This is a genomic window from Lysinibacillus sp. NPDC097195 (genome assembly GCF_044762075.1).
Lineage (GTDB): Bacteria > Bacillota > Bacilli > Bacillales_A > Planococcaceae > Lysinibacillus.
Genome location: NZ_JBIWDP010000006.1, coordinates 85,497 through 99,349 on the forward strand (window position 1 = coordinate 85,497; position 13,853 = coordinate 99,349).

General features: G+C 39.2%; 12 protein-coding genes and 1 riboswitch. Of the genes, 10 read left to right on the plus strand and 2 right to left on the minus strand.

The window, feature by feature from the left end; translation table 11 throughout:
- Nucleotides 1-107 precede the first annotated feature (107 nt).
- The 8 genes from ACIQXI_RS19760 to ACIQXI_RS19795 all read left to right on the plus strand — a co-directional run bounded on the left by ACIQXI_RS19760 (nucleotide 108) and on the right by ACIQXI_RS19795 (nucleotide 11,246).
- Complete coding sequence (locus ACIQXI_RS19760) at nucleotides 108-1,091, plus strand: C39 family peptidase (protein WP_402927972.1); 984 nt, start codon at nucleotides 108-110, stop codon at nucleotides 1,089-1,091.
- Nucleotides 1,092-1,182: 91 nt separating this feature from the next.
- Nucleotides 1,183-2,409 carry a carboxylate--amine ligase gene (locus ACIQXI_RS19765; protein WP_402927973.1) on the plus strand — a complete coding sequence of 409 codons (1,227 nt, stop codon included), beginning with the start codon at nucleotides 1,183-1,185 and terminating at the stop codon, nucleotides 2,407-2,409.
- A complete protein-coding gene (gene cuyB, locus ACIQXI_RS19770; protein ID WP_402927975.1) occupies nucleotides 2,409-3,110 on the plus strand; it encodes a cysteate racemase in 702 nt (233 codons plus the stop codon). The genes ACIQXI_RS19765 and cuyB overlap by 1 nt, the downstream gene beginning before the upstream one ends.
- Nucleotides 3,111-3,241: 131 nt before the next feature.
- Nucleotides 3,242-4,390, plus strand: a complete 1,149-nt coding sequence (locus ACIQXI_RS19775; protein ID WP_402927976.1) for a DEAD/DEAH box helicase — start codon at nucleotides 3,242-3,244, stop codon at nucleotides 4,388-4,390.
- A gap of 1 nt (nucleotide 4,391) precedes the next feature.
- Entirely contained in the window at nucleotides 4,392-5,621 is a 1,230-nt protein-coding gene (locus ACIQXI_RS19780) for an aminopeptidase (protein ID WP_402927978.1), read from the plus strand.
- A 22-nt stretch (nucleotides 5,622-5,643) separates the two neighbouring features.
- Nucleotides 5,644-6,567: an SGNH/GDSL hydrolase family protein gene (locus tag ACIQXI_RS19785; RefSeq protein WP_402927979.1), complete on the plus strand. Its 924-nt coding sequence runs from the start codon at nucleotides 5,644-5,646 to the stop codon at nucleotides 6,565-6,567.
- Between the two features lie 444 nt (nucleotides 6,568-7,011).
- A complete protein-coding gene (locus ACIQXI_RS19790; protein ID WP_402927980.1) occupies nucleotides 7,012-8,169 on the plus strand; it encodes an exonuclease SbcCD subunit D in 1,158 nt (385 codons plus the stop codon).
- Entirely contained in the window at nucleotides 8,166-11,246 is a 3,081-nt protein-coding gene (locus ACIQXI_RS19795) for an AAA family ATPase (protein ID WP_402927981.1), read from the plus strand. The genes ACIQXI_RS19790 and ACIQXI_RS19795 overlap by 4 nt, the downstream gene beginning before the upstream one ends.
- A 189-nt stretch (nucleotides 11,247-11,435) precedes the next feature.
- Here the strand turns inward: ACIQXI_RS19795 and ACIQXI_RS19800 are convergent, their stop codons facing one another.
- Together ACIQXI_RS19800 and ACIQXI_RS19805 are read right to left on the minus strand one after the other, a co-directional pair.
- On the minus strand, nucleotides 11,436-11,558 hold the full coding sequence (locus ACIQXI_RS19800; RefSeq protein ID WP_402927982.1) for a hypothetical protein: 123 nt from the start codon (nucleotides 11,556-11,558) through the stop codon (nucleotides 11,436-11,438).
- 28 nt (nucleotides 11,559-11,586) lie between these two features.
- Nucleotides 11,587-11,919 carry a magnetosome magnetite crystal formation protein family gene (locus tag ACIQXI_RS19805; RefSeq protein WP_402927983.1) on the minus strand — a complete coding sequence of 111 codons (333 nt, stop codon included), beginning with the start codon at nucleotides 11,917-11,919 and terminating at the stop codon, nucleotides 11,587-11,589.
- A gap of 129 nt (nucleotides 11,920-12,048) precedes the next feature.
- A riboswitch (TPP riboswitch) is annotated at nucleotides 12,049-12,156 on the plus strand.
- Between the two features lie 123 nt (nucleotides 12,157-12,279).
- Here ACIQXI_RS19805 and thiT point away from each other — a divergent pair.
- Nucleotides 12,280-12,840 (plus strand): energy-coupled thiamine transporter ThiT, encoded by a 561-nt coding sequence (thiT, locus tag ACIQXI_RS19810; protein WP_402927984.1) that lies wholly within the window; start codon nucleotides 12,280-12,282, stop codon nucleotides 12,838-12,840.
- Between the two features lie 234 nt (nucleotides 12,841-13,074).
- Complete coding sequence (gene map / locus ACIQXI_RS19815) at nucleotides 13,075-13,830, plus strand: type I methionyl aminopeptidase (RefSeq protein WP_402927985.1); 756 nt, start codon at nucleotides 13,075-13,077, stop codon at nucleotides 13,828-13,830.
- Nucleotides 13,831-13,853: the final 23 nt, after the last annotated feature.

Sequence of the window (13,853 nt, forward strand, 5' to 3'; positions counted from 1 at the left end):
TAGGAACACTAATTAATTTAGCGTATAATAAAAACATGACAAATTGTTGTAAAAAATAGAATAGAAGATAATGTATTTCTTCGATTGAGATAGGAGCGGAATTTGTCTTGTGGAGTGATTATAAACGTCTCTTAATAGTTAGTATTATGATTATCATGCTACTTTCAGGTTGTAATCAATTTACACAGCAAAGTCGACCAAAAAACCAAATAACTGTTTTAACGGTAGAATTTAATAGTGGTGCACCGATTCCAAGTCTCTTTATAACAATGACAGATACGGAGACCGGTAAGAAAATTGAGGAAGCGATAGGCTCTGAAGAGGGAGAGGCTACTTTTTCAAATCTTGTAGACGGCAGAGAATATACGATTACGGCAACAACGCATAATAGCCATGGTGACGATGGCTATACGACAATAGAAAAATTTACGTATGATGAGACGAAGCCGTATTTTCGACTGCCAACACATGCCTCAAGAGCAGAGCAGGAGCTTGCTGTGCCGGTGGTTATGCAAAAACCTGAGCTTCCCCAAGGTTGTGAAATTACAGCACTAACAGCTGTTTTAAATTATTACGGCATGAATGTATCAAAACTTGAAATGGCAGATAACTATTTGCCTAAACAAAATATTTACACAGCAGGTGGACAACGGTACGGCCCAAACCCTGGTATTGCATATGCTGGCAATCCTCGCGACAAGGCAAATGGCATGTATGTCTATGCAGCACCGATTGTCAAAGCAGCAGAAGCTGCTATTGCAGATAAGCAGGCAAACTTGCGTGTAACGGATATGAGCGGTGCCTCTCAGAGTGATATTTTAGAGCTCGTAGAGGAGGGAGTGCCGGTGGTGGTATGGGTTACACTTGATTTATCAACACCGAAAACAACGGCCAATAAAGGTTGGATTTATGAAGGAGAAACGGTGAAACGCCAAGCGTACATAAATTTGCATGCCGTCGTATTGACTGGGCATTCCAATCAGCAAGTTGTCGTTATGGACCCATTACAAGGCAATGTTTCTTATAATGTAGATGAATTTTTTAAGAGCTATCAGGAGCTGAATATGCAAGCAGTTGCGGTTCATAAATAAGAAGGGGCGCAAGTTTCCTAATTAGGCGCGCAATTTTGCTAGCATGAAAATATGTTACACTAATAAAAAAAGCTAAAGTGAGTTGAGTAGAATGGCCATTGAGCACGCTTTTTTACCAGTTTTATTGGGCGATGAAATGAATGCTTACGGCATGGCGCGAGCATTTTACGAGTCCTATGGCGTCAAACCACTAGCATTAAATCATACGAATATGGAAAAAATTCAACAAAGTGATTTATTAAGTTTTCGAGAAGTACCAAGATTGCATATTGAAGAGCGCTTTGTTGTAGCCTTGAAAGCCATTGCAGAGGAGTTTGCAGATAAGAAATTACTGCTATTGGCTTGCGATGAGTTTTATGTAAAGAAAATTGTGCATTATAAAGAAGAATTGTCGAGCCATTTTATTATTCCCTATGTGGATGAACCACTTGCCAACCAATTACTAACGAGGGAAAGCATGTATCAGCTTTGTGCGGACTATGGCTTCCACCATCCAGCCATGGCTATTTGTACGGTTAATGATTACGAACAGTTGAAGTCTCTAGACTATCCAGTTGTCATCAAGCCCATGAATATGACGAAGTACGCAAGTTGTATTTTCCCAGGTAAGAAAAAGGTCTATATTGCACAAAATGAGGAAGAAAAAGATGCTATTTTCCACGCAATCTATAAAGAATCGGCCTATCGTGATGATTTGATGATTCAGCAATATATTCCAGGTGAGGACGCCAATATGCGTGTTGTAAATGCTTATGTTGGACAAGATCACAAAGTCAAGCTACTATCTGTAGGGAACCCGATTTTAGAAGAGCATTCTCCAGATGGTATTGGGCGTTATGTTGCTATTATGACAACGTACGACAAGGAACTAATGGATGGTGTTAAAGCGTTTCTAGAAGCAATAAAATTCCAAGGTTTCGCCACATTTGATATGAAATATGATGAACGTGATGGGCTATACAAATTATTAAGTATAGAATTACATAATGAACTATCGAATTATTATGTGACGGCAAGCGGTTATAATTTAATGCAATATGTAGCGGATGATTTTATTCGTGGAAGTAAACAGCAACTGACATATGTGCAGAACAAGCATCTTTGGACGATCGTACCAAATGGTGTATTATTTAAATACGTATTAAATGAACAGCTTGTGATTGAAGCAAAGAGCCTAATTCGCCAAGGACTAACTACGGATTCTATATTCAATTATAAAGATATGAATGCGAAACGTTGGTTGAATGTAACGCTTGATAATTTAAGCTTTTATCGCAAATATAAGAAATATTTTAACAACAAAGGTCTGTCTAACTAATGAAAAAACAAACTTTAGGTATAATAGGTGGTGTCGGTCCACTTGCAACAATGTTTATCGGCGAAATGATTGTAAGACGTACAAAGGCTATAAAGGATCAGGAACATGTTCATACCATTATTGATAATGATACAAATATTCCTGATCGTACTGCTTTTATTTTAGATAAAACAAAGGAAAATCCTGTTCCAGTATTAATTGAGGATGCAAAAAAACTAGCTTCAGTTGGTGCAAATTTAATTGCCATTCCGTGCAATACGGCGCATACTTTTTATGATGAAATAGCACAAGACTCGCCTATTCCTGTGTTACATATGATTCGGGAAACGGCCAAGCGTGCACACGATTTAGGCGCAAAACGTGTCGGCATTTTAGCAACAACAGGGACGTTAACATCACGCATGTATCAAGATGCCTTAGAGGACTTCGGTATTACACCGGTTGTACCAGATGATGCAATGAAAGAACAAGTGATGGCAATAATTTACGACTATGTAAAAGCAGGCAAGGATGTTACAAAGGAAGATTGGCTGCCTATTGAAGAAGCGATGCTAGCTTTAAATTGTGATCGTATCGTGCTAGGCTGTACAGAGCTATCAATCGTTAATCGAGATTTAAAATTAAGTGACAAATATATTGATTCACTAATCGTCTTAGCCGAATGTGCTATTTTAGCATGCGGCTATGAATTAGTGGACTAGCATTTTGGCTCACCTGTTGTAAAAGGTGAGCTTTTTCAATACTTGTTTGCACAATCATAAAGAAGGAAAATGCTTGTACACAGCTAGTATGTTAAACTAATGTCAAGCAGGATAATAAGGTGGGAATTAACATGTCAGTTATAAATTTATTAAAAGAAGAATTACAAGCAAAATGGAAATTTGAAGAGCCGATGAAAATTCAAGAAGAAATGATTCCGGCAATGCTAGAAGGGAAAGATATTGTAGCAGAATCACCGACAGGCTCAGGGAAAACATTGGCTTATGTGTTACCTCTACTGAATAAAGTAAATGGTGGGAAAAAACAAACACAAGGGCTAATAGTTGCGCCGTCTCAAGAATTAGCGATGCAAATCGTTGAGGTCATTCGTGAATGGACTGCTGGTTCTGATATTACCGTACAACAGCTTATTGGTGGTGCAAACTCTGCACGTCAAATCGAGAAGCTAAAGAAAAAACCGACAATCGTCGTAGGTACTCCAGGACGCCTAAATGAATTAGTGCGTGCGGGTAAATTAAAGTTAAAAGAAATTGAAACAGTTATTTTAGACGAGTGCGATCAGCTACTAAGCCGTGAATATCGTGTTGTGGTGAAATCATTTATCGAAGGATCAGCATTCGGTCGCCAAGTAGTGGTTGTTTCTGCGACAATTACGGAGGAAATTGAATTAGTCGCAAGCCGTATGATGTTTGAGCCATTACGTTTCAAAATTAAACCAGAGGACATGGTGAAATTCGGCAAAGTTGTTCATTCGTTCGTCAAAGTAGAAGAACGCGATAAAACTGACTTCCTACGTCGACTATCTCATACGGAAGATTTACGTGCTCTTGCTTTCGTCAACAATATCGATCAATTGCTAATGAAAGAAACAAAGCTACAATACCGTTCAGCACCAATTGTGACACTCCATTCTGACATGAAGAAAGAAGAGCGTAAAAAAGCGTTAGATGCATTCCGTAAAGGAGAAGCACGCGTATTAATCGCCACAGATATTGCCGCACGTGGTTTAGATATTGCTGGTTTAACACATGTTATTCATGTCGATGTTCCACGTACAATTGAACAGTACTTGCATCGTTCTGGACGTACTGGCCGTGCAGGAGCAGATGGTGAAGTATTAACACTGTTATCCTACCATGATGAAAAAACGTATAAAAAGTGGACACGTGAAATTCCAGGCAAGCCAGTGCAGAAAGTATGGCATGATGGCAAGCTAGTAGAAGGTAATACAAAAACAATTGGCCAAAAGCGAGGGAAATAATATGACATTTGAAGAAAAATTACGAGCATATGCAGAGCTAGCAGTTAAGGTTGGTGTCAATATTCAACCAGGGCAATACTTATTAGTCAATACATCGGTCGATGCATTAGATTTTGCTCGTTTAGTGGTGAAGGAAGCATACAAGGCTGGCGCTGGTCGTGTTCATGTTAATTTTTCAGATGATGAAATGGACCGTGCATTTTTTGAGCATGCCTCGGATGAGGAATTTAATCATTACCCACAATGGGTAGTGAAAATGCGTGATGAGCTAATTGAACGCAAAGGCGCATTATTATGGATTGATGCTGCAGATCCAGACAAATTAAGCGGCATCCCTGCGGAGCGTTTAGCAACATACCAAAAGGTATCTGGAGCTGCCTTGAAAAATTATCGTAATGCTGTGATGAAGGATTTAATTGCTTGGTCGATCATAGCAGTCCCTTCAGCAAAGTGGGCTGGAAAGGTATTTCCGAATTTAGCAGTTGAAAAACAAGTTCCAGCACTATGGGAAGCAATCTTTAACACTGTACGTATTGGGCAAGGAAATGCGGTTGAAAACTGGCGTACGCATGTTGCGAATTTAGAGTCTAGAGCAGCATTATTGAACGACAAAAAGTATGCAAAACTGCACTACACTGCACCTGGTACAGACTTAACGATTGCATTAGCGCCACAGCATAAATGGCTTACTGGTGGCAGTAAAACACCTGATGGTACGATTTTTATCGCGAATATGCCAACAGAAGAAGTGTATACGTTGCCAATGAAACAAGGGATTAATGGCTATGTAAGTAATACAAAACCATTAGTATACCAAGGCAATATTATTGATGGTTTTAAGCTTACTTTTGAAGAAGGAAAAATTATTGATGCCAAAGCTGAAGTGGGCCATGATTTATTACAAGAGTTAATCACGGTAGATGAAGGCTCTAGTTACTTAGGAGAGGTAGCCCTTGTGCCACACGAATCTCCAATTTCAGCTTCGGAAATATTATATTTCAATACATTATTTGATGAGAATGCGTCCAACCATTTAGCAATTGGAGAAGCTTATCCAACTTGCTTAGAAGGTGGAAGAGACCTAGAGACTGGTCAACTGGAAGCATTAGGTGCGAATATTTCAGTCACGCATGAGGACTTTATGATTGGTAGCGGGGATATGGATATTGATGGTATTTTAGCCGATGGCACTGTGGAGCCAATATTCCGTAAAGGTAGCTGGGCTTTTTAATAATTTAATGTGAGGTGAGCAGATGAAACGACTATTGAGCCTAGTAAGTATAACTGTGCTTTCGTTGACACTTGGTGTTTCATCTGCCTTTGCTCGGACTGAAAATTATGTGGCGCTTGGGGATTCATTAGCAGCAGGTCAAACGCCATATCAGGAAATTGATGCAGGCTATAGCGATTTGATTGCTATGCGTTTGGGGAAGATGGGACAACTAGGTCACTATACAAAAGAGCTTGCCTTCCCAGGCTTCACAACAGCGGAAGTTTTAGCGCGTGTAAAATCAGCAGAGGCAAGTGCGTTATTAGCACAAGCAACAGTTATTACTATTTCAGCCGGGGCTAATGATTTACTACGTCTAGTGCAAGTTAACCCATCAGCTGGTACGTTAACGTTTTCGCAGCTTCAGGTTGATTTTGCGTTAAATTTAGCACGTAAAAATATGGCGGAATTGTTAGCAGAGGTAAAAGTGCGTGCACCGCATGCGCAAGTGTACGTCATGGGTTATTATTTTGCTTATCCAAATGTACATGCAACACAGAAGGTCGGCACGAATGCACAGCTAGTGAAGTTAAATACGATTTTACAGCAACAAGCCGAGCAGGCAGGCATGACTTATGTTCATGTTTACGATGCTTTCGGCATGCAAGCTACAGACTACTTACCTAATGTTGCCGATGTCCATCCTAATTTTGAAGGATATCGTCAAATGGCCAATGCCTTTTTAAATGTATATAGTGGGAGCGATAGATTGGCCATTTCTTCAGCAGAGTTACCTAAGCCTAACCCAATGACATTTCAAGAAATATTGGAACAACAGGCACAGTTTAAAGAACAGGCAGTAGAAGACAATAAAGAAGAAGTATCCATCGTTAGAAACATTCAAGGCTTTATTGGTTATGCTGCCTTTATAGAAAAAGTAAGAGCCAATCCACGCTGGCAATTATAACGAATCTCGCACATGAACAAGTGCATAACAGTTGTCATAGAGTAAAAAAAGTATGCTAAGTATCTGAACTATCTCCTAATTAGAGGTTCAAGTAACTTAGCATGTTTTTTTTAGTGCCTTTTTGGTGCAAGCACGTACAAAAAAGGTGCCTGGCACTGAAAAAATTCTGAAAATTGACTGTAAGAACTTTTAATATCTAAGTAAAGATCCAAGAGGAGTCCTGCTAAGAACTGCACAGTGTTGTAAGACGCCACGAACCGCGTGCGAAAGAAGGTTGGAGGCTTACGCTGTATACCTAGAAAAGCGCAATGAAATAGAAGGCAAGTGCCAGAAGGCAAGTGCCAGGCACGCAAACAATTCTGAAAAGTACGGGTGCCAGTCACTGAAACAATTTAGGTTGAATGCGTGCTAAAATAAAAGAAAAAGACAGGAGGCGCAAATACTATGAAATTATTCCATACAGCCGATTGGCATTTAGGAAAGCTTGTACAAGGGATGTATATGACTGAGGACCAGCGCTATATTTTACAGCAATTTTTACAAGCCATTGATGAAGAAAAGCCGGATGCGATTATTGTAGCAGGCGATTTATATGATCGCTCATTGCCACCTGTAGAGGCTGTAAACTTGTTGAATGATGTTTTTGCTGAGATTGTATTGGAAAAGAAAATTCCGATATTAGCGGTAGCTGGAAATCATGATAGTGCGGGGCGATTGAATTTTGGTAGCCGAGTCATGCGTGATAGTGGGCTCCATATTGTAGGGCAATTTACTAAAGAACATTCTCCAGTCATACTAACAGACGAATTTGGTGAGGTGCATTTTCATCTTGTGCCGTTTGCAGAGCCTGCATCAGTACGTACCATTTTAGAGGACGAAACGATTCAGTCACACCAAGATGCGATGCAAAAAATCATGGCGCATATTAACGAAACAATGGATATAACAAAGCGTAATGTTTTTATCGGACATGCCTTCGTAACGAAATACGGTTACGAAGAAGCGAATACTAGTGATTCAGAACGCCCGCTATCGATTGGTGGCTCCGATTGTGTGGATGCTGCGTTATTTGCACCTTTTAACTACACAGCACTAGGTCATTTGCATAAAGCTCACTTTGTCCTAAACGAAACAATTCGCTATGCAGGCTCACCTTTGAAATATTCATTGTCTGAGCATTTACATGAAAAAGGCTTTTTAATTGTAGAACTAGATGCAAGTGGCAAAGTAGAAGTTAATAAGAGAAAATTCGTGCCAAGGCGTGATCTAAGAGTGGTAGAAGGCTCGATGGATGAACTATTAAAATTACCACCATGTGATGATTATGTTTTTGTGCGCTTAACAGATACGACACCTGTCGCTTCACCGATGGAGCGAATTCGTACAGTATTTCCCCATGCCATGCATATAGAGCGCAAAGCGTCACGAGTGCAGGTGGCTCAAGAAATACAAGCAGTTGACTCAGAAAAAGTAGAGGACATTGATTTATTCCGTGGATTTTACGAAAATGTATTAGGTGAACAGCCTGATGTAGATACAGAGCGTCTATTTGTAGAAATGCTACAAGAGTTATTAGAAGAGGAACGGGAGGCAGTGCGATGAAACCACTTAAGTTAACCATTACTGCTTTCGGTCCTTATAAAGAGACAGAGGTTATTGATTTCCAACAACTTGGAGACTATCGATTATTTGCTATATCGGGAAAAACAGGTGCCGGGAAAACAACCATTTTTGATGCTATTTGTTATGCACTTTATGGTTCGGGAAGCGGAGAAGATCGTCAAGATACAGCGATGCTACGAAGCGGTTTTGCAGCAGATGATGTTTATACCGCAGTGGAACTAGTATTTGAAATGCATGGCAAGGTCTATCAAATTGTTCGCCAACCGGGTCATATTAAAGCTAAAAATAAAAGTGTTACAGGGAAAAAAGTTGAATTAGCGGAAATAAAAGAGGGGAAATTTGACTTTAGTATTGTAGAGAAGCAACAAACAAATGAAGTAGATAAAAAGCTTCTGGACATTATAGGGCTAACAAAAGATCAGTTTAGCCAAATTGTGATGTTGCCACAAGGAGAGTTTCGTAAGTTATTAACTTCGGATTCTACGAATAAAGAAGTAATCTTACGGAAAATTTTTAAAACCGATCGTTTTAGTGCCATGACGAAAAAATTAGATACAAAACGAAAAGAAGCAGAAAAGGATTTAGAACGTGCGCAACAATTAAAAGAACATTTACTTGGTCAAATTGCAGGTGCATTACCACAGCGCAATTCTACGCTGTTTACTTGTATCAGCAATAATACTGACAATATGCATCAGTTGAAAAATGCCCTTGAAGAAGAGCAGTTCTTCTATAATGCCAGCATCAAAACAGAGCAGCTACGCTATGAGGAAGCTGTTGCACATCATCGAAAAGAACAAGAATATTACAGTATGGCTAAGGCACTTAATGAGCAATTCGAGCAACAAGCGCAACGACAAGCGCGTTTGCAACTATTATTACAAGAACAAAAATTGTATACAGCGAAGGAACGGGAAATAAAATTAGCTGAGCAAGCAGACCGTCTTATTATGCAGGAACAACAATGTATTGATTTACGGACAGAGCAAAATCGGAAAGAACAACTATTTCAACAAGCGACATTAGCGCACAAAAATGCGTTGGCACAGTTGAAAAAAGCGCAGGAATTGTATGCAGAGGAAGAAGCGAAAGAGCCAGAGCGTCAGCAAATAGTGCAACAAGAAATGCAACTAGTAGCATTATTACCGAAATTTGAAGTGTTTGAGCACAATCAGCAACAATTAGCAATAAATGAACAGCTTGTTTTAACGGCAAAGCGAGCAGTAGCTGATAATTTAGCAATTTTAGAAACTGAACAAAGACAACAACAGCAATTAATAGCAACAATTGAAAAACATGAAAAACAAATGGAGCCTTATGCTGAGTATTTAGAAAAGCTACCTATTCTTAAGGAACAAGTAACTTTATTAGCCCAAATTGAAAAATATGAGCGAGCAATCGAACAAGCTGAGCAAGCTGTCAACTTAGCGCGACAACAATATCAAGAAAGTAAAAGTGCACTACAAACAAAAGAACAACAATGGATAGCTAGTCAGGCAAGTATATTAGCAGCCCAATTAAAGGATGGCGATCCCTGCCCAGTTTGTGGAAGCACAACACATCAATTAGCACATAACGAACCAAAAGAAGTAGTCGACGAAGTGGAGCTAGAATCGATACGTGCTACAGCAAATGCCAATGAGCGTAAGTATTTGGAACAAGAAGCGACACTAAAATCGACGAAACAACTGTTACAGGATGTGAATGAACAATTAGAGGCTCATCACATATCATTAGCAGAGAAACTAGAACTGACATCCTCTTTACACTTTGTTGAACAACAAGTCGCAGTGTTGAAAATCGTGAATGATCAACTGTCTGTTGCACGAGCAAAGCTAAAAGGGCATGTCGAACAAAATGAACACCTACAACAAAAACAAATTCAATTAGAGCAACATTTTGCTGAGCAGACCAATGACTTAATAAAACAGCAAGCTATAGTAGAAGAACAGCAAAAGCATATTCCTGAGCATGTGCAGTCATTACAAGAGCTAAAGCAAACAATTGCAGATGTCGGACAGCAAAAGCTTGCACTTCAAACTGCATGGCATACAAGCCAGCAAAACTTGCAAGTGGCACAGGAGGCAACAAGTAAGGCGACGATGGTGGAAGAGTTGGCTAAAAAAGCATATGAGGAATTGCAAAAAACGCTTAATGACAAACGCGAACAGTTTTTAGCTAGTATGAAGGATGTTGGTTTTGCAAGCTATGAAGAATATGCTGCTGCAAAACGAAGTGTTGTACAAATTGAGGATTTACGTAAAGCTTGTCATGATTATGCATTGCAGCTCCATTCTTTGCAGCAACAACTGGCAGATGGTGCAAAGCATCTTGAAGGAAAAGCGAAGCAAGATTTAACAATATTAGAAGAAAAGCTTGAAGGGCTGCGCAACACATACGAAGAGGCATTTAAAACTTTGCAATTGACCCAAAGCTATGCAAGGGCATGTGCTGACTTTATCGTTAAAGTTGAGGAAACAGCAAATGAAATAAATGTCCTTGAAAAAGAAGCGGGGCGTGTCAAGGAACTTTATACATTGTTAAATGGCCAAAATCCGAAAAAACTATCCTTTGAGCGCTATATTCAAATTAGTTATTTGGATAAGATTACGGCAGCAGCAAATCTTCGCTTATTCCATTTATCAAATGGACAATTTGAATTGCGACGTTCCGACCGATTAGAGAAGCATGCGAAACAAAGTGGGCTAGGATTGGATGTTTATGATGCCTATACGGACCAGTTACGAGATGTTAAAACTTTATCAGGTGGAGAAAAGTTTAATGCATCATTAAGCCTTGCGTTAGGGATGGCAGATGTCATTCAAAGCTTCCAAGGCAATATACGAATTGAAACAATGTTTATTGACGAGGGCTTTGGCTCGTTAGATGAAGAAGCGTTAAATAAAGCCATTGATACGCTAATTGATTTACAGGACTCAGGCAGAATGATAGGCGTTATTTCACATGTAGCCGAATTAAAAGCTGCCATGCCAGCAGTGCTACATGTCGAAAAAACGTTAAGCGGACATAGCACAACACATTTTGAAGTAAAGTAAGTGCCAGGCACTGAAACAATTCTGAATTTTGATAGTGCGTTGAGCCGCGAAGTTTCTTGGTCAATGCCGAGAAAAAGTGCCAGGCACTCACACAATTTAAGTAAAAACCCACGGAGACTTCTGCTGCTTACTATGTTGAGCGGAAGGCGACGTGGGTTTTTCCGTTTTAGGATAGCGAAATATTTGCTACTATTTTCTGCGTGTTTGTACGTTAGCTGTTGTTCCTTTTTTAGCTGCGACTACTTTTTTTACGATAGGAATAACGATGGGTGCAAATTTTATAGCAGTTTTAACTACTTTTGATACTTTCACAAATACGACAGCTCCTTTGAACGAATTTTTAACGAATCACTCGTACAGCTTGCACTATATTCCAAATGACAATCGCTAATGATACGAGTAAATAAATTGCAAATGATACAAACCATATAATAATAAATGTATTCCCATTTGCAGAAGGGTCAAACATATTGAGTGACATCGTTGAAAAAATGAAAACGATAAAGAAGATGATGCCAAAGGCAAGTGGGATTAAGTGAGAAATAAGTGCTCTGACAGCATGTCTTTTGATATCACGATCATTTGAAACAAAATAGACAACTAACGGGACGATAAATGGTGCAAAAAAAATACTGAGATAACTAAATGCAGGTAAAATTTTTTGATTCTCCATCATTGTTCCTCCTTTTTTTATATTTACGCATTAAAAAATCAAAAGTTTCAAAAAAAAATAAGCGTGGAAAAGGTTGTAATCGTCCAGACGTTTGCGTACAATGAGGGTGTTCAATAAAAAATTAGATGTAACGACCACAAGGGGAGCTGATGATGTCAGCTGAGACTGGGCACGTAATGCCTTTACTCTTTGAACCTGTAAGTTAACACTTGCGTAGGGATGTGGATAGAAACCGACACTTTTACGATGTGAGGCTCTGTCCTGGCATCGTTTTTTTCATGCCGGATTGTGCGCATATCAATAATTGATTTCTATTCCTGCTCTTGTATCCTACATCGGAACAAAGGAGAGAATAATTTTATGGACAAAAAAAGATTACTCATGCTGGTCGAGATTGCCATTTTCGCAGCGATAGGACTTGTGCTTGATCAAGTTTCCTTTAAAGTATGGGCACAAGGTGGCTCTGTGAGCTTGGTGATGATTCCAATCATATTAATGGCGTTTCGTTGGGGCCTTTGGTCAGGGCTTGCAACAGGGCTATTGATTGGTGTTATACAAACAATGTTTGGTGCTTATATTGTGCACTGGCTTCAAGGATTACTAGATTATGGGGTGGCCTTTACCGTAGTAGGTTTAGCAGCAATCGTTCGTGAACCTGTATTAAAGGCAGCAACAGCTTTAAATAAAAAGAAAATGGCCGTTTATATTGTCATTGGTACGGTGTTGGCAGGTTTCCTTCGTTATCTTGCGCATACGTTCGCAGGTGCAGTATTTTTTGCTGAATATGCAGGCGATCAAAATGCATGGGTCTATTCAATTATTTATAATGGAACATACATGCTACCAGCTACCGTTTTAACCGCAATTGTTGGTGTGCTATTATTTACAGCAGCACCGCAATTAATGCAACGTAAATCTTAAACAATATTAGCCTATCCAAAAGGGAAAAATAGTATGCTAAGTATCTTAGTATGCTATTTTTTATTTTTAGAGCAATACTCGTTGAACAAAGTTGAGATTTGGTAAATTGTTGTTTTTTATTTGATGGTACGTCTAAAATCATGGCGGCATAGAATAATTAAAGCGTTTGGCGTTATGCGCATTTAAAGTTATGTTATATTAAAGAATAGATATTAGATGAAAGGGACGTTAAAAATGATTGTAAAAACGCAAGAAGAAATTGAAGCCTTTAAAAAAATTGGTCGCATTTGTGCCGAAATTCGTGAGGCGATGAAGGCAGCTACAAAACCAGGAGTGACAACACTTGAATTAGATGAAATTGCAGGGCGCATGTTTGCTGAAGCAGGAGCTATTTCAGGTCCTAAAGGTGAATACGATTTCCCTGGATATACTTGTATTAGTGTGAATGAAGAAGTGGCCCATGGTATTCCTGGACAACGCATTATTCAAGAGGGAGACATCGTCAATATTGATGTATCCGGTTCTCTAAATGGCTATTTTGCAGATACAGGTATTTCATTTGTAGTAGGGCAAGGTTACGAAGATAAAGAAAAACTTTGCCGCGTAGCGAAAAGTGCCTTTGATCGTGCTATGACAAAAGTAAAAGCTGGTTCTAAACTAAACCAAATTGGGAAAGCGGTAGAGCGTGAAGCTTATGCCAATGACTTAACGGTTATTATGAACTTAACAGGACATGGTTTAGGTCGTTCATTGCATGATGAACCAAACCATATTTTAAATTATTACGATGCATGGGATTCAACAATTATGAAAGAGGGCATGGTACTTGCAGTTGAGCCGTTTATTTCAGCGAAAGCAGAGCATATCGTTGAAGCTGGTGATGGCTGGACATTTATCACACCTGATAAATCATTAGTTGCCCAAATTGAGCATTCTATTATTGTTACAAAAGATAAACCAATCATTTTAACTTCATTAGATGAAGCATAAAAAACTAAAAACCTGCTTACCGA